The sequence below is a fragment of the Segniliparus rotundus DSM 44985 genome, from assembly GCF_000092825.1.
GTDB classification, from domain to species: domain Bacteria; phylum Actinomycetota; class Actinomycetes; order Mycobacteriales; family Mycobacteriaceae; genus Segniliparus; species Segniliparus rotundus.
Genome location: NC_014168.1, coordinates 699,699 through 722,040, shown reverse-complemented (window position 1 = coordinate 722,040; position 22,342 = coordinate 699,699). Strand labels below are relative to the sequence as shown.

At 63.4% G+C, this 22,342-nt stretch carries 24 protein-coding genes and 1 tRNA gene; 19 read left to right on the top strand and 6 right to left on the bottom strand.

Annotation, left to right across the window (positions count from 1 at the left end; translation table 11 throughout):
* The first annotated feature begins 163 nt into the window (after positions 1-163).
* The 8 genes from SROT_RS03720 to SROT_RS03680 all read left to right on the top strand — a co-directional run bounded on the left by SROT_RS03720 (position 164) and on the right by SROT_RS03680 (position 6,028).
* A complete protein-coding gene (locus SROT_RS03720) occupies positions 164-1,030 on the top strand; it encodes a cyclopropane mycolic acid synthase family methyltransferase (RefSeq protein ID WP_013137671.1) in 867 nt (288 codons plus the stop codon).
* Between the two features lie 556 nt (positions 1,031-1,586).
* Positions 1,587-2,450, top strand: a complete 864-nt coding sequence (locus SROT_RS03715; RefSeq protein WP_041406894.1) for a tyrosine-type recombinase/integrase — start codon at positions 1,587-1,589, stop codon at positions 2,448-2,450.
* Positions 2,451-2,533: 83 nt separating this feature from the next.
* The gene (locus SROT_RS03710; RefSeq protein WP_013137669.1) at positions 2,534-3,136 is read left to right on the top strand and encodes a DUF4352 domain-containing protein; all 603 of its coding nucleotides are present in this window, start codon (positions 2,534-2,536) and stop codon (positions 3,134-3,136) included.
* A gap of 199 nt (positions 3,137-3,335) precedes the next feature.
* On the top strand, positions 3,336-4,523 hold the full coding sequence (locus SROT_RS16985) for a type VII secretion target (RefSeq protein ID WP_013137668.1): 1,188 nt from the start codon (positions 3,336-3,338) through the stop codon (positions 4,521-4,523).
* 32 nt (positions 4,524-4,555) lie between these two features.
* Positions 4,556-5,071 carry a hypothetical protein gene (locus tag SROT_RS03695; protein WP_013137667.1) on the top strand — a complete coding sequence of 172 codons (516 nt, stop codon included), beginning with the start codon at positions 4,556-4,558 and terminating at the stop codon, positions 5,069-5,071.
* 19 nt (positions 5,072-5,090) lie between these two features.
* Positions 5,091-5,372, top strand: coding sequence for a hypothetical protein (locus tag SROT_RS03690; protein ID WP_013137666.1), 282 nt, complete (start codon positions 5,091-5,093; stop codon positions 5,370-5,372).
* 56 nt (positions 5,373-5,428) lie between these two features.
* On the top strand, positions 5,429-5,668 hold the full coding sequence (locus SROT_RS03685; protein WP_013137665.1) for a hypothetical protein: 240 nt from the start codon (positions 5,429-5,431) through the stop codon (positions 5,666-5,668).
* 180 nt (positions 5,669-5,848) lie between these two features.
* Positions 5,849-6,028, top strand: coding sequence for a Panacea domain-containing protein (locus SROT_RS03680; RefSeq protein ID WP_013137664.1), 180 nt, complete (start codon positions 5,849-5,851; stop codon positions 6,026-6,028).
* Positions 6,029-6,056: 28 nt separating this feature from the next.
* On the opposite strand, the gene SROT_RS03675 is transcribed toward SROT_RS03680, so the two are convergent.
* A complete protein-coding gene (locus tag SROT_RS03675) occupies positions 6,057-6,251 on the bottom strand; it encodes a putative phage holin (protein WP_148223328.1) in 195 nt (64 codons plus the stop codon).
* Here SROT_RS03675 and SROT_RS03670 point away from each other — a divergent pair.
* The 5 genes from SROT_RS03670 to SROT_RS03645 all read left to right on the top strand — a co-directional run bounded on the left by SROT_RS03670 (position 6,250) and on the right by SROT_RS03645 (position 8,351).
* On the top strand, positions 6,250-6,570 hold the full coding sequence (locus SROT_RS03670; protein WP_148223327.1) for a hypothetical protein: 321 nt from the start codon (positions 6,250-6,252) through the stop codon (positions 6,568-6,570). The two genes, SROT_RS03675 and SROT_RS03670, sit on opposite strands and share 2 nt — an antisense overlap.
* Before the next feature lie 354 nt (positions 6,571-6,924).
* Positions 6,925-7,281: a helix-turn-helix transcriptional regulator gene (locus SROT_RS17405; RefSeq protein WP_083777907.1), complete on the top strand. Its 357-nt coding sequence runs from the start codon at positions 6,925-6,927 to the stop codon at positions 7,279-7,281.
* Positions 7,232-7,307 (top strand) — tRNA-Arg (locus SROT_RS03655). Before SROT_RS17405 ends, SROT_RS03655 begins: the two co-directional genes overlap by 50 nt.
* A 156-nt stretch (positions 7,308-7,463) precedes the next feature.
* Positions 7,464-7,940 (top strand): SRPBCC family protein, encoded by a 477-nt coding sequence (locus SROT_RS03650; protein ID WP_013137661.1) that lies wholly within the window; start codon positions 7,464-7,466, stop codon positions 7,938-7,940.
* 231 nt (positions 7,941-8,171) lie between these two features.
* Positions 8,172-8,351 carry a hypothetical protein gene (locus SROT_RS03645; RefSeq protein WP_041406885.1) on the top strand — a complete coding sequence of 60 codons (180 nt, stop codon included), beginning with the start codon at positions 8,172-8,174 and terminating at the stop codon, positions 8,349-8,351.
* A gap of 3 nt (positions 8,352-8,354) precedes the next feature.
* Here SROT_RS03645 and SROT_RS03640 read toward each other — a convergent pair whose 3' ends face one another.
* Together SROT_RS03640 and SROT_RS03635 are read right to left on the bottom strand one after the other, a co-directional pair.
* Positions 8,355-8,819, bottom strand: a complete 465-nt coding sequence (locus tag SROT_RS03640; RefSeq protein ID WP_013137659.1) for a hypothetical protein — start codon at positions 8,817-8,819, stop codon at positions 8,355-8,357.
* A 28-nt stretch (positions 8,820-8,847) separates the two neighbouring features.
* Positions 8,848-10,428 carry a helicase HerA-like domain-containing protein gene (locus tag SROT_RS03635; RefSeq protein WP_013137658.1) on the bottom strand — a complete coding sequence of 527 codons (1,581 nt, stop codon included), beginning with the start codon at positions 10,426-10,428 and terminating at the stop codon, positions 8,848-8,850.
* Between the two features lie 71 nt (positions 10,429-10,499).
* Here SROT_RS03635 and SROT_RS03630 point away from each other — a divergent pair, with 71 nt between their 5' ends.
* Positions 10,500-10,985 carry a very short patch repair endonuclease gene (locus tag SROT_RS03630; RefSeq protein ID WP_187288059.1) on the top strand — a complete coding sequence of 162 codons (486 nt, stop codon included), beginning with the start codon at positions 10,500-10,502 and terminating at the stop codon, positions 10,983-10,985.
* 29 nt (positions 10,986-11,014) lie between these two features.
* Here SROT_RS03630 and SROT_RS03625 read toward each other — a convergent pair whose 3' ends face one another.
* The gene (locus tag SROT_RS03625; protein WP_013137656.1) at positions 11,015-11,884 is read right to left on the bottom strand and encodes an SDR family oxidoreductase; all 870 of its coding nucleotides are present in this window, start codon (positions 11,882-11,884) and stop codon (positions 11,015-11,017) included.
* Between the two features lie 254 nt (positions 11,885-12,138).
* A complete protein-coding gene (locus SROT_RS03620; protein ID WP_013137655.1) occupies positions 12,139-13,005 on the bottom strand; it encodes an SDR family oxidoreductase in 867 nt (288 codons plus the stop codon).
* A gap of 140 nt (positions 13,006-13,145) precedes the next feature.
* On the opposite strand from SROT_RS03620, the gene SROT_RS03615 reads away from it, so the two are divergent.
* The 3 genes from SROT_RS03615 to SROT_RS03605 all read left to right on the top strand — a co-directional run bounded on the left by SROT_RS03615 (position 13,146) and on the right by SROT_RS03605 (position 19,995).
* Entirely contained in the window at positions 13,146-14,522 is a 1,377-nt protein-coding gene (locus SROT_RS03615; RefSeq protein WP_013137654.1) for an FAD-binding oxidoreductase, read from the top strand.
* Between the two features lie 150 nt (positions 14,523-14,672).
* A complete protein-coding gene (locus SROT_RS03610) occupies positions 14,673-16,028 on the top strand; it encodes an FAD-binding oxidoreductase (protein ID WP_013137653.1) in 1,356 nt (451 codons plus the stop codon).
* Positions 16,029-16,173: 145 nt separating this feature from the next.
* Positions 16,174-19,995 carry a multifunctional oxoglutarate decarboxylase/oxoglutarate dehydrogenase thiamine pyrophosphate-binding subunit/dihydrolipoyllysine-residue succinyltransferase subunit gene (locus tag SROT_RS03605; protein WP_013137652.1) on the top strand — a complete coding sequence of 1,274 codons (3,822 nt, stop codon included), beginning with the start codon at positions 16,174-16,176 and terminating at the stop codon, positions 19,993-19,995.
* Positions 19,996-20,029: 34 nt separating this feature from the next.
* Here the strand turns inward: SROT_RS03605 and SROT_RS03600 are convergent, their stop codons facing one another.
* A complete protein-coding gene (locus SROT_RS03600) occupies positions 20,030-20,596 on the bottom strand; it encodes a hypothetical protein (protein ID WP_245535351.1) in 567 nt (188 codons plus the stop codon).
* A 150-nt stretch (positions 20,597-20,746) separates the two neighbouring features.
* Here SROT_RS03600 and SROT_RS16360 point away from each other — a divergent pair, with 150 nt between their 5' ends.
* Both SROT_RS16360 and SROT_RS03595 read left to right on the top strand, forming a co-directional pair.
* A complete protein-coding gene (locus SROT_RS16360; protein WP_013137650.1) occupies positions 20,747-21,052 on the top strand; it encodes a hypothetical protein in 306 nt (101 codons plus the stop codon).
* Between the two features lie 18 nt (positions 21,053-21,070).
* The gene (locus SROT_RS03595) at positions 21,071-22,339 is read left to right on the top strand and encodes a magnesium and cobalt transport protein CorA (RefSeq protein ID WP_013137649.1); all 1,269 of its coding nucleotides are present in this window, start codon (positions 21,071-21,073) and stop codon (positions 22,337-22,339) included.
* The last annotated feature ends 3 nt before the right edge of the window (positions 22,340-22,342 follow it).

Genomic DNA, 22,342 nt, shown 5'->3' with positions numbered 1-22,342 from the left:
TCTTTTATTACGATGCTGTAACAAAGGGTTGTCCGTCGCCCTTTGCTCGATAGTATCCCTGCGTGCTGAGCCTTCATGCTCGGTTTCAGATTCCCAAGCTCCTCGTTCGCGCATGAGCGAATCAGAGAGCAGCAACGGCAATTTCGTAAGGATGACTTTGGCAATGTCCAGTTTGAAGCCCTATTTCGACGACGTTCAAGCGCATTACGACCTCTCTGACGAGTTCTTCTTCTTGTTCCTCGACCCCTCACGCACCTACAGCTGCGCCTACTTCGAGCGTGAAGACATGACTCTGGAAGAGGCGCAGTACGCGAAAATCGATCTCGCGCTGGGCAAACTTGGCTTGGAACCGGGCATGACCCTGCTCGACGTCGGCTGCGGCTGGGGCGCCACGGTCAAACGCGCAGTCGAGAAATACGACGTGAACGTCATCGGCCTCACCCTCAGCAAGCACCAGTCCGAGCATGTCGCGAAAGAGCTGGAAAATCTGCACAACCCGAACGGGCGCAGCGCAGAGGTCAGGCTGCAAGGTTGGGAGGAGTTCGACCAACCCGTGGACCGGATCGTGTCCATCGGCGCGTTTGAGCACTTTCGGCGCGAACGTTACGAGGCGTTCTTCGCCAAAGCCCACCAAGTCCTCCCCGAGCATGGGCGCTTGTTGTTGCACACCATCGTCTCTTTCCATGTGCACGAACTCGCAAAACGCGGTGTGAACATGACCTCCGAGCGGCTGCGGTTCATCCTGTTCATCTCGAAGGTGATCTTCCCCGGCGGCCAGCTCCCAAGTCCCGAGATCGTCCGCGAATACTCGGCCAACGGCGGTTTCACGCTCGAACGCGAACACGCCCTCTCGCTGAACTACGCCCGAACCCTCGACATTTGGCGCGCCAACCTCGAAGCCAACAAAGACAAGGCCATCGCACTCGCGGGGCAAAAAGTTTACGACATCTACATCAAATACCTCACCGGATCCGCCATAGGATTCCGTGAGCGCATGCTCGACGTCGTCCAATTCACCCTCGTCAAGTAAGCCTCTCGGCGCAAGGGCCGCCCGCCGCCAAGCCGCTCGGCACGCGAAACCTGGTTGGAATCGGGAATCGCACCGCAGGAAAAGGATTCATCGGCGGGCGGCTTGTCCGTCGCGTTCGTCCTTGAGCCTTCGCGGGCGCGGCGCACAGGGCCGTTGTTTCCATCTCGCCCGAGCCGCGCGGACTGAGGAACGGACCCCACAGTCCGCGCTGCTCGGGCAGCTCGTGACACCCATACCCCAGGATGGCAAAACGGCACGTCGTCGTACCAAATTGGCGTGTAGGCGGCTCATACCGTATTACCGGATGGCTCGCATGGCAAGCCATCCGAGCGGCCAGCACCCGTAGCTCAACGGATAGAGCATCTGACTACGGACCAGTAGTGCGTTTCTCCCGCAAATCTCTTTCTCCTGTTCGACAGGACGTGGCGGCATGACCCGCCTCACTCTGGTTCAGGGCGGGCGGGCAAGTCCCGCAATGTCACCGAGCGGCAAAGGGGTGATAACAAGGTCAGACGCGCCAATTGCGCCTGGTGTGACTCATGCCATGATCTGCGACATGGAAGGAAATTTCATTCGGGGGGAAACAATGCTGCTCGAAGACTGGCAGACCGACATGACTATCCAACGCCGCGAAGAGACAACTATCTCCGAGCGCGTCCGGTTCGTTAGCAAGTTCCACAAAGACACCGGAGTGCAGCCCGCGCACGCCCAAGTCATCGACATTAAGCGGTGGATCGCGCAACACCCCGAATGGTCAACCGCCACCGTCGCCACATACACGACGCATCTGCGCGCATGGTTCAAGTGGCTCCAATTCCAAGACCACAGGTCCGACGACCCGATGGTCAAGATCGCAGCCGTGCGGCACCCCGAACGAGATCCCCGGCCCGTCTCAAGCGACGGACTCGCCCGCCTCCTCGCCGACTGCCGCATGCAGCCGACCACACGAGCAAGAGTCTTGCTCGCAGCCTGCCAAGAGCTCCGGGTCGCTGAGATAGCGAAAATCCGGGGCGAAGACATCGTGGACTCGCGTTTCCTCGTCGTGAACGGCAAAGGCAACAGAACCAAGACGCTCCCCCTGCACCCGCTCATCGCGGAACTCGCCAAGAAGATGCCAGCTCAAGGCTTCTGGTTCCCACCACCTAACGGGGGACATGTGGACAGCAAATCCGTCTCGCAAGTCATCAGTCTGGCGATGCGTCGGGCCAAGGTCAAAGGCACCCCGCACTCGCTGAGGCACTGGTACGGAACCGAGCTGTCCGACCGTGGCGCAGACCTCGCCGTCGTCCAAGACCTCATGCGCCACAAGTCGCCCAACACTACGAGGGGCTACACGCTCATAGCGGACAAGAGGAAACGCCAAGCAATCCTGTCGCTCGACCAATATAACTCAGATCGTGAGGCGAAGACCTCCGCGTGACCTCGCTTATCGACGCATAGGCCCCCGGATCTGTGGCACACGGCATGATCGTTTACAGTTCGACCTCAGAAAGGAGTACAACGATGTACAACCAAGACCCGAACAACCCAGCTCAACCCGGCTACCCGCAGCAACAACCGCCCGCGAAGAAAACTCGCAAGTGGCCTTGGATCGTCGGCGGTCTCCTCATCCTCGGATGCTGCGTCCCGGTTTCTATCTTCGCCGTGAGCAAAGATTCCAAAGACAAGCCGGAAGCGTCTGGGCAAGCCCCGCAGAAGTCATCCGCGAAGCTGAACGACCATGTGCGCGACGGCAAATTCGAATTCACCGTGACAGACGTGAAAGCAGGACTCTCCCAAGTCGGAGACAACCCCTATCTCGCGAAAAAAGCACAAGGCCAATTCGTCGTCGTGACCATGACCGTGCAGAACACGAGCGGGCAACCGCAGTCCTTCTCGCCGTCCAACCAAAAGCTCTTCGACCAGCAAGGCAGACGATTCGAGCCTGACACAGAAGCTCAGATCGCCCTCGGCGGATCGGACATCCCCGTGTGGGACAACATCAACCCCGGCAACATCGTCACCGCGAAAGTCGTGTACGACATGCCGAAAGACGCGCAACCGAAGGAAATAGACCTCCACGACTCGGCGTACTCGGGCGGCGCGAAAGTCTCACTCACCCCTTAACCAATGGGCGGGCCGCACGCCCCTGAACCCTCATGACCAACACGGGTGTCCGCGCCGTATCCGAAGCAGCAGCGGCATGAACCTAAAGAGTCCCAGCAGCAACCCTTTAGAACACTTTCCCGAATGCAGCCTGAGTGTTTTTGGAGTCCCACGGGGATGTTAGAGTCCACACCGGCTTTGCGCCGAGTAAAGGAGGATCGTGGGCCAGCCGTTGAACGCCGACCAGGAGGCCATGCTCGCGCATGCCGAGCAGACCGAACAGATGGCGCTCATGCTCGACGGCACCATCGCGTTCGACCCGAGCGTGTTCCAAGGCATGATGATGACCGCCCTCGGCCCGGTCGGAGCCCCGTTCGCCGCAGCGTTCACAGCCGCGATCACCAACCAGCACATCAACGCCCACGAGGTCGCGGCAGCCTTGCACGCGCACGCCGAAGCAACCCGCGAATCCGCACTAGAGTACGAGACCACCGATGACCTCAACGCCGCCGAACTCGCAGCAGACCAACACCTCGCTGAAGAACTCGGCGACCAACTCGACAGCGTCAAAAGCGAAGCGGACAAATTCGAGCCGTTCAAAGAAGGCCCTCTAGACGGCAAAGACCCCGACAGGCCCGGAGACCCTTCGAGAGGACGAGGAGACCAAGGGCCGATGCCGGGAAGCGCCCATAAAGACGCTGAATACCACGTAGGATCGCCGCAACGACCGGATATGACCGGACTCTTGGACGACTCTTACGAGTACGGTTCGAAGGAATCCAACCTCGCGGACGAGGCTTCTTGGGCGAAGTGGGGGGCCATGAACGAAGGCGCGAAACTATTGCGTCCCGATTTGGACGACGCAACCCGGATGTACTCGCACTTTCGGGAGAACAGCGGAACGCCGATGAAGTTCGACTACGAAACCGCGTACAAAGAAGATTCCAGCATCAGGGCGAACGTGAACGAGAAGATCGCAGAAGCCCAACGCGCGGCCGAAAGCCTCGTGAGAAACGGCAACACTTCGTTCTCCATGACCGGGGGCGTGAACGCCGAAGGCCACTACCCGGCCACCGAGGACTGGAAAAAGACCATTGGCGCGTACTACCAATGGGCGAGCGCCGATGTGCGGGTGGACGGCAACCAAGTGACGATGGAAGTGACAGTCCACGCTGAAGACCGCTACAACTTCAACAAAGGCGGGGCGGCGGACATGGACTCGGGCACCCCCGATAGCGTCAACGGCAGGTTCGAGGAGATCGGGTGGGCAAAGCCGTTTGACACCAGCGGCGAGTTGACACGAACGGTCACCTGGACCCTCGGGGAGGCGCCGAACGCAACCGTCTCAAGCGGTTCGGAACCCGAACGCTCCCGTGACCCTGAGAACGAGCCCAGCCAGCCACGTTGACGCTCCGAATCCCACACGAGAAAGGCTCGTTGATGAGACAGTTCACAGCTATAGCGGTCGCGCTCATCACTCTTGGGAGCGCTGGCTGCGCCAGCAGGCCACCCAGCACCAACAGCACCGCCGCGAAATCTCAGGATCAGCAGCAAGACGACCCCGATAAAAAGTGGAAAGGCGAGATCCGCCATGACCTCGAACCCCTCAAAAAACGATTGCGGAACATCGGAGACGACTACACGGCCACATGGGCAGGCGGGTACTACGGAGACCCACGGGTTCCTGGCCCCGGCGCTTACTGGCTTGACGCGGTAATCCGACTGACCCCCGACATCACGCAGAACCTCGCAAAACAGCTCGGAGACTCCCCCCGGCAAGAAACACCAAAGATCAAGAGCGAGCTTCGCGGCCTGCTTCCCCCCGGAAAAGCAGAAACGAGCGACGAACTTGACAGCTACATCAACACCGCGAACCCTCTATCGCACAAACAAGCCCATGGATTCCTCTACCCCAAGTCGAACACCCTTGTGGTGAACTACTTCGAAGCGTCATAGCCCTCAACGGAAACATCTGATGCCATCCATCAAACTCCCTGCCATCTCGTGGGCGGCTGCGACGTGGAGCGCGCCAATTATCACAGCGGTTTGCGAAATCCTGTATTCGATCATCGGCTACTTCCTTCCACATGAAGCGGCCAGCGAACGCCCCGCGCTCATCATGACCTGCTCGGTCATGGCGTGCGCAGCGCTGCTGCTGCCCCTGATATGGAGAACCCCCCGATGGGGCGGAGCAGCCATAGGCTGCCTCATCGTGCCAGTCGTGCTCGCCGTGCTGAGAGAGAACGTGACATTTTGAAAAGCCAACGAGAGGATCACGCAACACTTTCATCGAACAGCCCGATTAGCTTCCTGGTGTTGATCGTCGCCAGCGTTGTCCTCGTGGTCTTGGGATTCACCCTCGAATCAAAATTCGGGTTCATCCTCCTTGCCTCGCTCGGAGTGGGCGTCTACCTGTTCAGAGTCGATGAGAGGTGGCGCAACGTTGGGAGAGGTGTCATGGCGGCTTCACTGGCCGGCATGGTCTTCTGCTTCGGCTGGCCTGTCTTTTACATCAGCATCCCCAGCGCGTTCTTATCAATCCTGCACCACTGAGACAAGACGCGCTCTGGCTATTGTCACCGCATAACGGCTACAGGAAAAAAGGGGGGCGGGTGCCCCGATGATGAGGGGTGGGCACGCGGCCGGATCAGATTGTGGCGCGGGGCCTCAGACAGGCGCGATCAACGACCCGAGCAAGTAGAGTAAGACAACGTTCTATGCGAGGAGCTGACGGTGGCAAGTGCGGTCGATGTCGCGCAGCACATCATCGACCGGCTCGGCGGGGAGGTCGAGCCGGAAAAACTCCACTGCCTCTTGTATTACTGCCAAGCGTGGCACCTTGTCGCGCACGGAACCCCCCTGTTCCCCGAGCAGATGCAGGCGTGGCCCGCGTTCGGCCAGCAGGAGCCGTGATCCTCGCGGAGGGCGGATCAGGGGAGCCTCAGTGTTTCTTGCGGTACCCGGCTGCGGTGCCGATCAACCGCGCCAACGCGAACAGCAACGCCCCGTACAGCACAGTGTGCACAACATCTCTGCCCGGATAGGCTTGCTCGGTCCACGCGCTGAGGGTGTTCTGCGTCAACACCGCCGACAACGCGGCCAACACCCACAGCACGGCCCGACCGGCGCGGTTCATGAAACCCAGGGCTTGGCGCCAGTACAAGACGGTGAACACCACCGACGCGAAAAGCTGGCGCGAGATCGCCGCCGCCGACATCCCCGCCCAATTCACAGTCACCGCCGAGGCGAAGCGCCTCCTGCTGAACGCCATCGAGAACATTTCGCTGGAGAACGTCCAAGTCAAGGCCGGGAACGCCGAGGACACCGCGAAGAATATAGCGCTCGTGGGCGCGGAATTCGGCATCCTGCTCAACGCCGTCATCCAGCTCGAAGGACGAGTCATCGACCTCGAAACCCGCCTCGCCGCCCTTGAATCGCCCCAACAGGGCTCTTAGTTTCTTCACCCCCGCCCCCTCACGCGCTCTGCATCTCGGCGGGAAGGTTGATGGTTACTCCGTATTTGGTGAGCATGTAGTGCTTGAAGTCGTCCAGGTCAATGACATATGCGCCCGTGGCCCCTTGCAGCTTCTCTGCTTTAAGGCCTCCCCTGAGGCAGGCTGCCGTGAGCGTTCGTTTGGAGATGCCCGAGATTCTTGCCGCTTGAGCTGCGGTAATAGGCCCTTGTGCGGTCGGTATGATTATCACAATACTTCTTAATTAAGAAGTTATCAATTTATTAGGAATAAAAATTCCATTCTGATTTTCATTTTTTCTTGACTAGTTATGCACCAAATAATACAGTTGTGTCCATGACCAGAGCGCACGACTACTACGAGTCGGGAGCAATCCCCGAGATCAACCTGCCCCAACGGCTGCGCCTCGCCCGCGAATACGCGGGGCTGAACCAAGGCGAGCTGGCCGAACACATTGGTGTCAGCATCAGATCGGTGAACAACTCGGAGGCTGGCAAGTCGGTCCCCCGCCCGGTGCTCCTCAAGGCGTGGGCGCTGGCGACCGGTGTGCGCCTCTCATGGATCGAGACCGGAAGCACGCCCGCGTCCCCGGACGGCCCCGATTCGCCAAATAACGGGGCTGACGTGTACACTGACCCGGCCAGCACCCGTAGCTCAATGGATAGAGCATCTGACTACGGATCAGAAGGTTAGGGGTTCGAGTCCCTTCGGGTGCACCAATATTCGCGGCTCACAGAGTTGCGCAAAGCCACAGGCGGGGCGCGAAATCGGACGATCCAACATTTGCCCAGGGCTTCGGCCAGGTCGCGGGAGAGCTTGGCTTCAGGGCATTCCCCGAGTTCTCCTGCAGGGCGAAATGCGCGTACGGTGACAACATGGCATATGAGTCTGATGTGGTCTCGGTGGAGCGCGTTATCGACGCGGAGGCGAGCGACGTTTTCGACCTGCTGGCCGACGCGAACCGGCATAAGGATTTTGACGGCTCGGGGACTGTGGTCGGCGCGAAGGGCGCTTCTCAGCGGCTTTTTCTCGGCGCGAAGTTCGGCATGTCCATGCGGATGGGCTTTTCGTACTCGATGGTCAACACAGTGGTCGCGTTCGAGCCGAATCGGGAGATCGCATGGCAGCCCCGCGCTTCGGGGCCGCTTGGCCTCTTGGTGGGAGGCCGGATATGGCGTTATGAGATCCTTCCTGCCGACAACGGCGTCCTTGTCAGGGAGACCTGGGACATCACTCATGAGAGCGTGCTCACCAAACGCAAGGTCCGACAGATGGCCCGTGCCACCGAGCGCAACATGCGGCAAACGCTGGACAGGATCGCGGACCTGCTGGAAAAACCCACGCGCGCCTGACGCCCAAACCCACCGCTCGCGCCAAGCCATGGGCAACCGTCGCGACTAACGCATCCCAAAACGGGACACACCTGTTCCGGCCGAGCGGCGCCCTCACACCGAAACTGTTGTGATCTGCGCTACAATCAGGGAGCGTGGGTGGCGTAGGAAAGGAACACCCCCATGAGCCTCCGCAATCCGCCCGCCGATCGAGCGTTACCCCGTCAACTGGTATGCCTGACGTGCCGTTGCATGGCGTTGCTCATCATCGCTTCGCTCGGGCTCATGCTCGTCTCGTTCGCATCGGGGCGCGATGCGTGGGGCGTGGCCGCAGCGGCGATAGGAGCGGTCACCCTGGCGCTGGCCTCAGGAATAGTCAGCGGAGCCGACTTCTACGACCGCCGTCGCCACAGGGCGCCGCGCTCGGCATGAGGCTCATGTGGCGTGCCGGGGTTTGTAGATGCCGTCTGCCCAGGTGCTTTCCCATGTGCGGTCTTGCTGCGAAGGCTGGGGCTCCGTCGCGGGGGGCGGCGGCGCCTGCCAGTCGAGTTCGTCAAGACCTTCCACAGGCTCATCGTCCACGTCGCGCGGCCTTGGCCGCGGCGGCGCGGCAGGCAGGGTGACCCGGAGCGCAGGGGGCTGCGCCTGTGCCTCGGCCTCCACGGGATCGGCGCTGTACTCGAAATACGGCTGGGGCTCCGGATGATGCGGAGCTTGCCCGCCGAAATACGGCTCCGAGGCCAGTGTGAGCCCCGGCTCGGCCTCCGCATCGCCGAGAAGCCCGTCTGCGGCAAGCTGCTGGCGCCATGGCTCTGCGCCCCATGCGGACCCAGCGGCCGCTTGCCGCTGCCGCTCTTCTTCGGCCCACATCTCCCCCCAAGTGATGTCGCCGGCGGTCACCGTTCCAGCGTACTCGGCATATCCGGCTTCAGCGTCTGCGTTTGCCGAAAAGAGACTTGCTGATCTCTCGGCCCAATGTCGAGCCGAGGTTGCGCATGAAGCCCTTCACAGCCTGGTTCTCCATCACTTTCTCGACAAAACCCGGCTCCTCCTTCTCCGCCCGCGCGGCTTTCTGCGCGCGCTCTGGTTTCGGGGCCGCTGGCGCGGAGTCCTCGCTTTGCGGAGCCGTTTCGGGAGCCGCTGGCGCGGGCGGCTGGTTGAGCGCCTCGTACGCGGACGGGCGGTCTTGTGCCTGGGCGTATTTGGCCCACAGCGCGCTGTGCTGGGCGGAGCCTCGGATCGCGTCGGCGCCGATCGCGCCCATGAACGAGCGCGGAGCCCGCAGGCGCGTCCACGCCACGGGGGTCGGGGACCCGGTCTCGGAAAGCACGGTGACGATCGCCTCGCCGATTCCGGCCGAGGTGAGAGCCGATTGGATGTCGTACACCTTGCTCGTCGGATAGGTCTTCGCGGTCCGGGCGAGGGCCTTCTGGTCCTCCGGGGTGAACGCGCGAAGCGCATGCTGCACCCGCGCGCCGAGCTGGGAAAGGACCTCGTTGGGGATGTCCGTCGGCAGCTGTGTGCAGAAGATCACCGAGACGCCCTTCGAGCGGATGAGCTTGACCGTCTGCTCGATCTGGGAAACGAAAGCCTTCGACGCGTCGGCGAAGAGCAGATGCGCCTCGTCGAGGATGAACACCAGCTTGGGCTTCTCGACGTCGCCGATCTCCGGCAGAGTTTGGAAGAGGCGGGAGAGCACCCACATCAGAAAGGTGGAGAAAAGCACCGGCCGGGCGGACTGGTCGCCGAGCTCGAACAGGGTGATGACGCCGCGCCCGTCGGGAGCGATGCGTTGCAGGTCGTTCACGTCGATCTCCGGCTCGCCGAAGAACACATCGCCGCCGTCGCCCTCCAGGTTCGCCACGGCGCGCAGGATGACGCCGGCGCTCGCGGAGGACACACCGCCGAGGGCTTTCAGCTCGGCCTTGCCCGAATCGCCCGTGAGGTGGCCGATCACGGCCCTGAGGTCTTTGAGGTCGACGAGGTCGAGATTCTTGTCCTTCGCCCACCGGAAGATGAGGCCGAGCGAAGACTCTTGGGTTTCATTCAGCCCGAGAATCTTGGCGAGCAGGATTGGGCCGAAGCTGGCGACTGTGCCCCGCACGGGCACACCGGTCCCGTTGGCGCCGAGCGAGACGAATTCCGTCGGGAACGCGGTCGCGGTCCAGTCGTCTTTGGTCTGCTCGGCGCGTTGGGCGATCTTGTCCCCTTCTTTGCCCGGCAGGGCGAGGCCGGAGAGGTCGCCCTTCACATCGGCCATGACCACCGGCACCCCGTTCGCCGACAGTTGCTCGGCGATGAGCTGCAGCGTCTTTGTCTTGCCAGACCCGGTGGACCCCGCGACGAGCCCGTGCCGGTTCAGGGTCGCGAGCGGCAGGTTCACCGAGGCGGCAGGGTCTGTTGCGCCGTCCACGACCACCGTGCCGAGCTGGAGGGAAAGACCCTCTGTCGTATAGCCGGCGGCGATTTCCTGGGCGGCAGGGATCGGCTCGGCTCCAGTTTCGCTCATCGGTGCGTCCTTTCGTGTTGCAAACGTGCGGTTCGTGTTTCAGGCGTTCGGACACGATTATGATGTCCTCTATGGCGCGGCGCCGAACGCTGGAAGAGACGGTGCCGGACGGCAGCTGGGCCACCAGTGCCGCGACCCGCCGATCCATGCTGAGCAATCGGAGCCGCGACACTTCCCCCGAGCTTAAACTTCGCAGGTTGCTGTGGGCGCAGGGACTGCGATATCGAGTGGCCGCGAAACCGCTTGCCGACCGGCGGCGGAGCGTGGACATCGTTTTCGGGCCCGCGAAAGTCGCTGTGGAAATCCATGGTTGCTTTTGGCATGGCTGTCCGCAGCATTACCGTCCCCCGAGCAGCAACGCCCCGTACTGGTCGGCGAAGATCGCACGCAATCAAGCGAGAGACGCGGCGAAGCTCGCGGCGCTCGAGGCCGAGGGATGGGAAGTGGTCGTCGCATGGGAGCACGATGATCTCCAAGAGGTGGCGCTGCGCGTCGCCGAGGCGGTGGCACGGCGACGGCCGCAGCCGCGCCAGCGGCCCGCGGAACCGTGTGAATGACACGAGCCGCTGGCGTCCGCGCGAGCGGTTTATTGCGCTTGGCCGGTGGTGCGCTCGATGTACGCCTTGCGGGCCGAGGTGTTCACCTTGCCGCCAGTCAAAATATCGCTCAGCCCCAAGATCTTGGTGAACGCGACCATCAGGCGCGGAGCCCACCGCAACAGGGCGAGGAGCGGGTCGAAGACCAAGGTCCATCCGGGGACGAACTGATTTTTGCCCCGGCCGGCGGCCGAGTGCACGATAGCGTTCGCGACCTTCTCCACCGGCTGCGGCGGGATGATCTTCAAGAGCAGGCTTCTGGAGAAGTCCAGGCCGTCGATGAGCGCGGTCTGGATGAAGAGCGGCATGATCGTGGTGACTTCGACGCCGTACGGTCTGAGCTCGCCGCGCAACGCCTCGGAGAAACCGACCACGCCGTACTTCGCCGCGTTGTACGAGGACAAGCCGGGGACGCCGATTTTGCCCGCGAGCGAGGCGATGTTGATGATGTGCCCGCACCGACGGGGCACGAAACGCTTCGCGGCCTCCCTGCTGCCGAAGATCACCGAGTTCAAATCAATCATCAACTGCTTGTCGGTCACCCGCTGCGGCTCGTCCACAATGTCCCCGACAATCATCACCCCCGCGTTGTTCACCAACACGTCAATCGGCCCCAACGCCTTCTCCGCGTCCTCAATGAACTTCGCGAACTGGTCGTAGTCCGAGACGTCCAACGGCAAAGCCAAAACATCCCCGCCGATCTCGTCCGCCGCCTTCTTCGCCAGATCGACGTCCAAATCCCCAATCGCGACCTTCGCGCCCTGCGCCACGAACGCCTCCGCGGTCTTACGCCCAATCCCCTGCGCGCCACCAGTAATCAAAACGACCTTCCCGCGCAAATTCCGCAGATTCCGAGCCATACGGGAGTCCTTTCTCACATGTGTTTCCATCCGGCCAGAGCCAGGTGGGGCCAAAGCCGACTGCCGAACCAAACGCGCGGATCGCCCAACTGCAGGAGATCTCTCGAAATTTTGGCCGTCGAAAAGGGCGATTCGCGCCCAATCCCCTGTCATCATATCGGTCAAAAAATTTCAAGGCGAAACCAGGCGACGGCGCGGGCGGAGATCAGCGGCGCGAAGTCGGCCGCCCCAGCGGCTCCGCCGCCCGGGCGAGTCTATTGCGCTTGGCCGGTGGTGCGCTCGATGTACGCCTTGCGGGCGGCCGACTTCGCGCCGCCGGACATGAGTTCGCTCAAACCGAGCGCCTTGGTGGCCGCGACCGTGAGCCTGGGCGACCAACGCAGGGCGGCGAGAATCGGGTCGAGCACAGTGACCCAGCCCGGCACCCAATGGTTCATGCCCCGGCCGGCGGCCGCTTTCACAATCGCTTCGGCGACCCGCTCCGGGGGCTGCGGCGGAACAGCTTTGAGGATCAGGCTGTTCTCCGTGTCCAGGCCGTCGATGAGCCCGGTCTGGATGAAAGCGGGCATGATGACGGTGACTTCGACGCCGTACGGTCTGAGCTCGCCGCGCAACGCCTCGGAGAAACCGACCACGCCGTACTTCGCCGCGTTGTACGAGGACAAGCCGGGCAGTCCGACCTTTCCGGCGATGGAGGCGATGTTGATGATGTGCCCGCACCGACGGGGCACGAAACGCTTCGCGGCCTCCCTGCTGCCGAAGATCACCGAGTTCAAATCAATCATCAACTGCTTGTCGGTCACCCGCTGCGGCTCGTCCACAATGTCCCCGACAATCATCACCCCCGCGTTGTTCACCAACACGTCAATCGGCCCCAACGCCTTCTCCGCGTCCTCAATGAACTTCGCGAACTGGTCGTAGTCCGAGACGTCCAACGGCAAAGCCAAAACATCCCCGCCGATCTCGTCCGCCGCCTTCTTCGCCAGATCGACGTCCAAATCCCCAATCGCGACCTTCGCGCCCTGCGCCACGAACGCCTCCGCGGTCTTACGCCCAATCCCCTGCGCGCCACCAGTAATCAAAACGACCTTCCCGCGCAAATTCCGCAGATTCCGAGCCATACGGGAGTCCTTTCTCATCTTCGTGCCCGACACCTGCCGGGCACGATCAACGCCGTATTGAAGTATAACCGTGTTCCATGACATCTATCACATCAGGCGCACGGCGCGACCTGCCTGCGGTCTTGGTGTAGGAAGGGAGCATGGCCACTCCCCCGGACTCCGCCCTCGCCGAACTCGTGGCGCAGCTCCCCGAAAGCACAATCGCCGCCGATCCCGACATCCTTGAGGCGTACCGCCGAGACCGGGCGGAGGACCCCGCCGCCGGATCCCCCTTCGCGCTCGCCCGCCCAGCGAACACCGAGGAAGTGAGCCGGATTCTGCACTGGGCGAACAAGCACCAGGTCGCCGTCGTCCCCAGGGGCGCGGGGTCCAGCCTGTCCGGGGGGTCCACAGCTGTTGACGGCTGCCTCGTGCTTTCCACCGAACGAATGCGCGATATCGTCGTGGACCCAGTCACCCGAGTGGCCATCGTCGGCCCCGGCTTGATGAACGCCGAGGTCAAAGCCGCGGCGGCCGAGCACGGCCTGTGGTACCCGCCCGACCCCTCCTCCTACGAATTCTGCAGCATCGGCGGGAACATCGCCACGAACGCAGGCGGGCTGTGCTGCGTGAAATACGGCGTGACCACAGATTATGTCCTGGGCCTTGAGGTGGTTCTCGCAGATGGCGAGGTGCTGCGCCTCGGGGGGCCGAGGATCAAAGACACCGCGGGGCTGTCACTGCTCAAGCTCTTCGTCGGCAGCGAAGGGACGTTGGGCGTCTTCACCGAAGCGACCCTGCGGCTGCTGCCGCCGCAACCCAAACCGAGCACCCTGGTCGCGACGTTCCACGAAGTGCGAAAGGCAAGCGAAGCGGTGCTCGCGATATGCAGCAAGCTCCGCCCCGCCATGCTCGAATTCATGGACCGCGCAACGATCAACGCGGTCGAAGACATGCTCCGCATGGGGTTGGACCGGGAGGCGGCGGCGATGTTGGTCGTCCAATCCGACGCGCCGGGCGAGGCGGCTGGAATCGAGATATCGCTGATCTCGGAGATCGTGAGCCGCTCCGGGGCGACGGAAGTCTTCGTCACCACCGATCCCGAGGAGGGGGAGGCGTTTGTCGTCGCCCGGCGGGCCGCGATCCCCGCAGTGGAACGGCTCGGCCACCTCTTGTTGGAAGACGTGGGCGTGCCGATTCCCAAGCTGCCCGATTTGATCGACGGCGTGCAGGCCATCGCAGAAGCGAACCAGGTGTCCATCGCCGTCATCGCGCACGCGGGGGACGGGAACACCCATCCGCTGATCGTCCACGATCCGACGGACAAGGACGAAACCCTGCGCGCCGAGCGCGCGTTCGGCGAAATCATGGACCTCGCCATCGCGCTGGACGGCACGATCACCGGCGAGCACGGCGTCGGGCGGCTGAAAAAAGCCTGGCTGCCCGACCAGATCGGGCCCGCGGCGATGGATCTGGGGGGGCGCATCAAAGCCGCGCTCGACCCCACGGGGATTTTGAACCCTGGCGTGATCTTCTAAAAACCCGAGGGCTCCCCAACACCCGAGCCGCAGGCGGGAAACAGGGCCGAAACCTGCCGCGCGAGGGCCTTCGCGATCACACAAGCCTCATGCGTAACTCCTTTTCAACATGGCTTTTCTCACCTCCTGGCAGCGCGTACTATCTGCGAGATGTCCTCGCTGGAGTCCAAGCTCGAATCCATCGTTGGCACTGCGCATGTCCTGACCGATCCGGATGTGCTCGCCGGCTGGTCGACCGATTGGACGGGCCGGGACACAGGGGCGGCCAGGGCTGTCGTGCGCCCTGGGGACCGGGAGCAAGTCGCCGAGGTGTTGAACGTGTGCCGCGCCGCAGGCGCCCCGGTCACCATCCACGGCGGGGGCACCTCTTTGGTGTCGGGCACCGTGCCCCGCCACGAGGACGTGTTGCTGTCCACTTCCCGGCTCGCCGACATCGGCGAAGTCGACAGGACGCACAAAAGCGTCCGAGTCGGGGCCGGAACCAAGCTCAACGCGCTGCGGGAGCTCGCGGCCGCGCACGGCCTGCTCTTCGGGGTGGACCTCTCGGCGCGCGACAGCGCGACCATCGGCGGCATGGTCGCGACGAACGCGGGCGGCCTGCACACCGTCCGCTACGGGCGCACCAGCGCGCAGCTGCGCGGACTCGAGGCGGTGCTGCCGGACGGATCGATCATCGAGCGTTTTCCGAAAGTGCCAGACGACCGCAGCGGCCTGGACCTCGTCTCCCTGTTCGCGGGCAGCGAGGGCGTGCTGGGCGTGGTCACCGCCGTGGAAGTCGTGCTGCGCCCGCGCCCGAGGCACCGGGTGGCCGCTCTCGTCGGTTTTTCCGCTCTCGGGGATCTCGTCCACGCCGCGACCAGCCTGCGCGCCACCGAGGGGATCGACGCGCTCGAACTTCTCGACGGCGAAGGCGTCGCCCTCGCCGCGCAGCACCTCGGGCTCTCCTGCCCGGTGCGCGCCGAGTGGCTGCTGTTGGTCGAACTCGCGGGCGAACGGGAGCAGCTGGTCGAACTCGCCGAATTGCTCGCAGGCTTCGACGCGGCCGATGAGCCCGCGATCAGCCAGGACTCTGCGGGGCGCAACCGGCTCTGGCAGGTCCGCGAGTCTTTCGCAGAGGTCACCCGGCTCTTCGGGGCTCCGGCGAAATTCGACCTGTCGCTGAACTTCGCGTCCATCCCCTCGTTCGCAGACGAAGCAAAAGAACTCCTCGCGGCGCAAGCTCCGCAGGCGGTCCCGATCCTCTTCGGCCACATCGGCGACGGGAATTTGCATTTGAACGTGTTGCGGTGCCCGGACGCCAGCCGCGTTTTCGAGCCGATGCTCGCGTTGATCGCACGGCACGGCGGCAACATCAGCTCCGAGCACGGCCTCGGCAGCCTCAAACGCGACTACCTCCCCCTTGCGCGCAGCCCCGAGGAGATCGCCGCGATGCGCTCCGTCAAACGCGCCTTCGACCCGGATGGCTACTTGAACCCCGCTGTGCTCTTCCCCACGGCAATTGCATGATCGACGGCAGACCTGCCACGTCCTCACCGGCCTCTCAGAAAGAAGAGTATTCTGAAGGGCGCTCCGGCCGCAGGGCCGGTGGAAGGACCGGGAGTCTCGTTCCGGTCGAAGGCACCGCGCAAGAGGGAAAGTGAGCGAGAGCTCTGTGAGTGAGACCACCGTCGATTTCGGACAGAACTCGTGGCTTGTGGAGGAGATGTACCACCGCTTCAAGCAGAATCCGGACTCAGTTGACCCGAGCTGGCATGAGTTCTTGACGGACTACCACTCCACGATGGACCCGGTCTCCAACGCCTCTGACAAGGCAGCGAGCGCGACGGCACGGCGCCAAGCCCCGGCAGCCGCGCCTCAGCCGCCCAGCAACCAGCCGCCCAGCGCCCCTCCCAAGAGCGCGTCGAACGGCGGCGGGCATGCCCGCGCCGCCGACCAGCAGCCCGCGGCGGCGAAACCCCCCGCCGCGGCGCCCGCGCCGAAACCTGCTCCTGCCGCGCAACCCAAGGCCCCGGCGAACCCGACCTCCGCCCCCGCGGGCACGGCGAAACCCGCGTCCGCGCCGTTCCCAGAGAACGACGAGAGCACGCCGCTCAAAGGCATCGCGGCGGCTGTCGCGAAGAACATGACCGCCTCGCTCGGGGTCCCCACTGCCACAAGCGTGCGGCAAATCCCGGCCAAGGCGATGATCGACAACCGCATCGTCATCAACAACCACATGAACCGCACCCGAGGCGGCAAGATCTCCTTCACCCACCTCATCGGCTACGCCCTGGTGCAGGCGGTCAAGAAGTTCCCAGGGATGAACCGGCATTTCGCCGAAGCGGACGGCAAGCCCCAACTGGTCACCCCCGCCCATATCAACCTCGGCATTGCCATCGACACCGTGGGCAAAGACGGCAAACGGACCCTGGTGGTCCCCGCGATCAAGCAATGTGAGGAATTCGGCTTCGGCCAGTTCATCGCCGCCTACGAGGACGTGGTCCGCCGCGGCCGGGAAGGCAAGCTCGGCACCGAGGACTACGCCGGGGTGACCATCTCTTTGACCAATCCCGGCACCATCGGCACCGTCCACTCCGTGCCTCGGCTCATGGCAGGCCAAGGCGCCATCATCGGCGTGGGGGCCATGGAGTACCCGGCGGAGTTCCAAGGCGCGAGCGAGGAGCGCATCGCGGACATCGGCGTGGGCAAGCTCATCACCCTGACCTCGACCTACGACCACCGGATCATCCAAGGCGCCGAGTCCGGCGACTTCCTGCGCACCATCCACGAACTGCTCATCTCCGACGCGTTCTACGACGAGATCTACGCCGCGCTGCGCATCCCTTACGAGCCGATCCGCTGGCGCTCGGACATTGTCGAGCACGGCGTGGACAAATCCACCCGTGTGCTCGAAATCATCGCCGCGTACCGCTCGCGCGGGCACCTCATGGCCGACACCGACCCGTTGCTGTTCAACCAGCAGCGCAAGACCGGCCAGCATCCCGACCTCGACGTGCTCAACCACAACCTGACCTTGTGGGACCTCGACCGCACCTTCAACGTCGGCGGATTCCAGGGCAAGGAGCGCATGAAGCTGCGCGATGTGCTCTCGGTGCTGCGCGACTCGTACTGCCGCCACGTCGGCGTGGAGTACAACCACATCCTTGAGCCCGAACAGCGGGAGTGGTTGCAACAACAGGTCGAGGCCCGCCAGCAGAAGCCGAACGTCAACATGCAGAAGTACATCCTCTCGAAGCTCAACGCGGCAGAGTCATTCGAGAACTTCCTGCACACCAAGTACATCGGCCAGAAGCGCTTCTCGCTCGAAGGCGCTGAGACGACGATCCCGATGATGGACGCCATCATCGACCGCGCGGCAGAGCACTCCCTGGCCGAAGTGGTCATCGGCATGCCCCACCGAGGCAGGCTCAACGTGCTCGCCAACATCGTGGGCAAGCCCTACCGGCTGATCTTCAACGAGTTCGAGGGCAACCTGGACCCGAGCCTCTACCACGGCTCCGGCGATGTGAAATACCACCTCGGCGCCGAAGGCACGTATTTCCAGATGTTCGGCGACAACGAGATCAAGGTGTCGTTGACCGCCAACCCGAGCCATCTCGAGGCCGTCGACCCGGTGCTCGCGGGCATCGTGCGAGGCAAACAGGATCTGCTCAAAAACGCCGAGGGCGACACCAACGAGGAATCCGACGAGGCGAAACGCCAGTTCCCGGTCATGGCCCTCGCTCTGCACGGCGACGGCGCGTTCGCCGGCCAAGGCGTGGTCGCCGAGACCCTGAACATGTCCGGGCTGACCGGGTACAACATCGGCGGCACGGTCCATATCGTGGTGAACAACCAGATCGCCTTCACCACCTCGCCGGACAACGGCCGCTCCAGCGTCTATTGCACCGATGTGGCGAAAACTGTCGGAGCCCCGATCTTCCATGTGAACGGGGACGACCCCGAAGCCGCCGTGTGGGTCGCGCAGCTCGCCGTCGACTTCCGCGAGCGGTTCCACCGCGATGTCGTCATCGACCTGGTCTGCTACCGCCAACGCGGCCACAACGAGGGCGACGACCCTTCGATGACACAACCGACCATGTACGACGTGATCGAGAACAAACGCTCGGTGCGCAAGGGGTACACCGAGGCCTTGATCGGTCGTGGCGACATCACCATCAAAGAGGCCGACGACGCCCTGCGCGACTACCAGGGCCAGTTGGAGCGGGTGTTCAACGAGGTCAAGGAGCTTGAGCGGATTCCGCCCGCGCCGAGCCATTCGGTGGAATCGGACCAGCAAGTGCCGAACTCGCTGGTCACCGCCGTGTCCAAAGAAACACTCGAACGTGTCGGGGACGCTTTGGTGGACATTCCCGAGGACTTCACCCCGCACCCGAAGGTGTTCCCGGTCAATGAGCGCAGACGCGAGATGACCCGCTCGGGCAATGTCGATTGGGCCACTGCGGAACTGCTCGCTTTCGGCTCGCTCATCCTTGAGGGCCGCGGGGTCCGGCTGTCCGGGCAGGACTGCCGCCGAGGCACGTTCAGCCAACGCCACGCCATTCTCATCGACCGACGCACGGGGGCGTTGTTCGATCCTCTCGCGAAGCTCGCCGCAGAGGTGGGCTCCGGAGCGAGCTTCCAGGCGTACGACTCGCCGCTCTCCGAATACGCCATCATGGGCTTCGAGTACGGGTACTCGCTCGCGAACCCGAACACGCTCACCCTGTGGGAGGCACAGTTCGGCGATTTCGCCAACGGAGCCCAGTCCATCATCGACGAGTACATATCCTCCGGTGAAGCGAAGTGGGGGCAGCGCTCCGACGTGGTGCTCCTGCTCCCCCACGGCCAAGAGGGCCAAGGCCCCGACCACAGCTCCGGCCGCATCGAGCGATATCTGTCCCTGTGCGCGGAGAACTCGATGACCGTGGCGCACCCTTCCACCCCGGCGAGCTACTTCCACCTGCTGCGCAGGCACAGTCTGGACGGCATCACCCGACCGCTCGTGGTGTTCACGCCCAAGTCGATGTTGCGCAACAAAAAGGCCGTCTCCTCGGTCGAAGACTTCACCGACAGCAAGTTCCTCTCCGTGCTCGACGACCCGACGACCACAACGGACGCGGCTGCGGAGAAAGTCCGCACCGTGATCCTCACCAGCGGCAAGCTGTATTGGCAGCTGGCCGACCACAAGGCCGCCGACCATCGCGAAGACATTGCGATCATCCGCATCGAGCAGCTGTACCCGGAGCCGGTCAAACGCTTGCGAGCCGCGTTGCAGCGCTACCCGAACGCAACAGACTTCCGGTGGGCGCAGGAAGAGCCCGCGAACCAGGGGGCTTGGCCGCACCTCGGCCTCGCGCTGCCGGAACTCTTGCCGGACGTGCTGCCGAAACTGACCAGGGTTTCCCGGCGGGCGATGAGCGCCCCGTCGTCTGGGTCGGCCAAGGTGCACGAAGTCGAGCAGCAAGAGCTTTTGCGCCAAGCGTTCGCCTGACGGACGCTCGCCTGACTTCAACACGACCACCCCGCTAGAGCTGGTCCTCCAACTTCTCCCGGTCGGTCTTGTTGAAGTTGTGCGCCACAAGCCAACGGCTTGTGGTCGCGTCCATGTCCGCGCCTGCCGCCACGGCACGGACCAGGGACGCGAGTTCGGCCGCGTTGAGCTGATCCGCCAACAGGCCCAACCCCTTGCTGTGCTTGTAGGTGAGCGAGCCGATGCGGTACACCGCGATACTCCCGTTCGGCGTGATATCGCTGATATCGAGACCTTCTGGCAGCTGACCGGCGAGCTGACCCGAGAGGGTGAAAACATTGTGGTCCGGACGCACACGCGGATTGAGCGCCGCGAGCAGGCCCTGCGCCTCTTCCGCGCTCACCGCCCACGCCCCCGAATCGACCGCTGACAGGCGCTCGGACCACGTCGCCCTGCCCTCCGCGGCGAGCACAGCGGGCACCGCGACAGAATTGAGCGTGCCGACATAGAGCCGGGCGAGGATCTGCGAAGCGATTTCCGTGCCGCCGCCGACCACCACACGCGGAGCCTGCGCGCGCACATCGACCCACAGAATCGCCGCGCCGATCAGCGAGCAGGCCACTAAAAATCTTTGACACCAATGCGACTTTGTCCACGCGCCAGCCAGCCACGTCGTCATCACAGTCGGGCCCATATCGGAACAGCATAGTCCTCCCGCTCGTGGATCAGTGCTAGTTTGGACGTGGCCATCGCACGTCGGAAGGAGTTCGCTATGACCTCGTCAGCGTCTCTTCTCAGACCCGAGCAGTCGCTTCGACTGTTGGCGGAACAAGGGGCGGCGCTCGCGGCGACGCCCGAATCCGCATTGGGCCAGCACGTCGCGCGTGCGGATCGCCGGGTCGCACGCGCCGGGGAACATCTCTCCGGCGTGTGCTCGGATGAAACCGCAGACAGGCCCCTCGCTCTGACCGCGTGGAAGCTGTTGCTCACTGTATGGCGCCGAAAACCTCTCGATACCGCCGCTGCGCGCGGGAAAATCCCGATCGCGCGAGGTATTGACGATGACATCCGCATATGAACAGACCAAGGAGCACGAATGACCCCCTCAGACCCCCGGGGCCTCACGGGCCCCCGTCAAAGCCTTCGGCCTGCGCCGGCCTCCGACCTCGGATCGCTGGAGTCGGAGGACCAAAAATTACGGCGCAAACCTCTTGCCCGCCTGCTCGGCACGGCGGAGTCGGCGCCCTCGCCGCTCGCGACCCCGCTCTCCGTTTTGGGGTTCTCCCCCGCATCGCAGAACACCGCTGTGAAGAAACAGTCGCATCGAACAGCCAAGCCTGTCGTGGACTGCGCCGTCTATGTTGACGGAGTCCGCCAGCCTGGCGCGCCCACGCCCGCGCAAGCGCTCGCGCAAGTGCGCGCGCCACAGCCGCAAGACAGCGAGGAACCGCCCAAGCCTCGCTTCGCCTGGATCGGGCTCTTCGAGCCTGACGAAGAGCAGATGCGCGCGGTCGGCGAGGTCTTCGGCCTGCACGAACTGATGATGGAAGACGCTGTGCACGCCCATCAACGGCCAAAGCTGGAACAGTACGACGACATGTTCGAGCTTGTGCTCAAGACCGTGAAGTACGTCGCCCACGAATCCATCTCGCAGGCGAAAGAGATCGTGGAATCCGGCGAGATCATTCTCTTCGTCGGCCGCGATTTCATCGTGACCGTCCGCCACGGCGGGCATGGCGAGCTCACCGGCGTGCGCAGATACCTTGAGGGGCAGACGGCGAAATTGGCCCTCGGCCCGCTCGTGGTCATGCACAGTGTCGCCGACCACATCGTGGACGGGTACATGGCGGTCACAGAGGCGGTGGAACTCGACGTGGACGCGATGGAGACATCCATTTTCACGCCGGGGGCGGGCACCGAGATCGAGCTGATCTATTTGCTCAAACGCGAAGTCATGGAGCTGAAGCGAGCAGTGAACCCGCTTTCCTCCGCGCTTGCCCGCCTCGCGCATCCTGATGTGACGCTCACGGTCACCGTCCCGAAAGAAGTCCGCCGCTATTTCCGGGACGTCCTGGACCACCACACGGTCGTCGCGGAGCAGGTGTCGAGCTTTGACGAGGCGCTGAGTTCGCTTGTCCAAGCCGCTCTGGGCAAAATAAGCGTCCAACAGAACACCGACATGCGCAAAATCACGTCATGGGCGGCGATCTTCGCCGTTTCGACCCTGGTCGCAGGCATCTACGGCATGAACTTCGAAAACATGCCCGAGCTGCACTGGCATTACGGGTATTTCGTGGCCCTCGCAGTCATGGGCGCCATCAGCCTGGGCCTGTTCATCGGCTTCCGCCGCAGCAAATGGCTCTGAGCA

Bases quoted from the DNA above. Each gene is read 5' to 3' on its own strand.
- SROT_RS03610 (WP_013137653.1), top strand. From the start codon at position 14,673: ATGTCCTCGCTGGAGTCCAAGCTCGAATCCATCGTTGGCACTGCGCAT.
- SROT_RS03630 (WP_187288059.1), top strand. From the start codon at position 10,500: ATGGCGCGGCGCCGAACGCTGGAAGAGACGGTGCCGGACGGCAGCTGG.
- SROT_RS03595 (WP_013137649.1), top strand. From the start codon at position 21,071: ATGACCCCCTCAGACCCCCGGGGCCTCACGGGCCCCCGTCAAAGCCTT.
- SROT_RS03635 (WP_013137658.1), bottom strand. From the start codon at position 10,428: ATGAGCGAAACTGGAGCCGAGCCGATCCCTGCCGCCCAGGAAATCGCC.
- SROT_RS03720 (WP_013137671.1), top strand. From the start codon at position 164: ATGTCCAGTTTGAAGCCCTATTTCGACGACGTTCAAGCGCATTACGAC.
- SROT_RS17405 (WP_083777907.1), top strand. From the start codon at position 6,925: ATGACCAGAGCGCACGACTACTACGAGTCGGGAGCAATCCCCGAGATC.
- SROT_RS16360 (WP_013137650.1), top strand. From the start codon at position 20,747: ATGACCTCGTCAGCGTCTCTTCTCAGACCCGAGCAGTCGCTTCGACTG.
- SROT_RS03645 (WP_041406885.1), top strand. From the start codon at position 8,172: ATGGCGTTGCTCATCATCGCTTCGCTCGGGCTCATGCTCGTCTCGTTC.
- SROT_RS03675 (WP_148223328.1), bottom strand. From the start codon at position 6,251: ATGAACCGCGCCGGTCGGGCCGTGCTGTGGGTGTTGGCCGCGTTGTCG.
- SROT_RS03710 (WP_013137669.1), top strand. From the start codon at position 2,534: ATGTACAACCAAGACCCGAACAACCCAGCTCAACCCGGCTACCCGCAG.
- SROT_RS03615 (WP_013137654.1), top strand. From the start codon at position 13,146: ATGGCCACTCCCCCGGACTCCGCCCTCGCCGAACTCGTGGCGCAGCTC.
- SROT_RS03650 (WP_013137661.1), top strand. From the start codon at position 7,464: ATGGCATATGAGTCTGATGTGGTCTCGGTGGAGCGCGTTATCGACGCG.
- SROT_RS03625 (WP_013137656.1), bottom strand. From the start codon at position 11,884: ATGGCTCGGAATCTGCGGAATTTGCGCGGGAAGGTCGTTTTGATTACT.
- SROT_RS03695 (WP_013137667.1), top strand. From the start codon at position 4,556: ATGAGACAGTTCACAGCTATAGCGGTCGCGCTCATCACTCTTGGGAGC.
- SROT_RS03690 (WP_013137666.1), top strand. From the start codon at position 5,091: ATGCCATCCATCAAACTCCCTGCCATCTCGTGGGCGGCTGCGACGTGG.
- SROT_RS03670 (WP_148223327.1), top strand. From the start codon at position 6,250: ATGAAACCCAGGGCTTGGCGCCAGTACAAGACGGTGAACACCACCGAC.
- SROT_RS03620 (WP_013137655.1), bottom strand. From the start codon at position 13,005: ATGGCTCGGAATCTGCGGAATTTGCGCGGGAAGGTCGTTTTGATTACT.
- SROT_RS03715 (WP_041406894.1), top strand. From the start codon at position 1,587: ATGGAAGGAAATTTCATTCGGGGGGAAACAATGCTGCTCGAAGACTGG.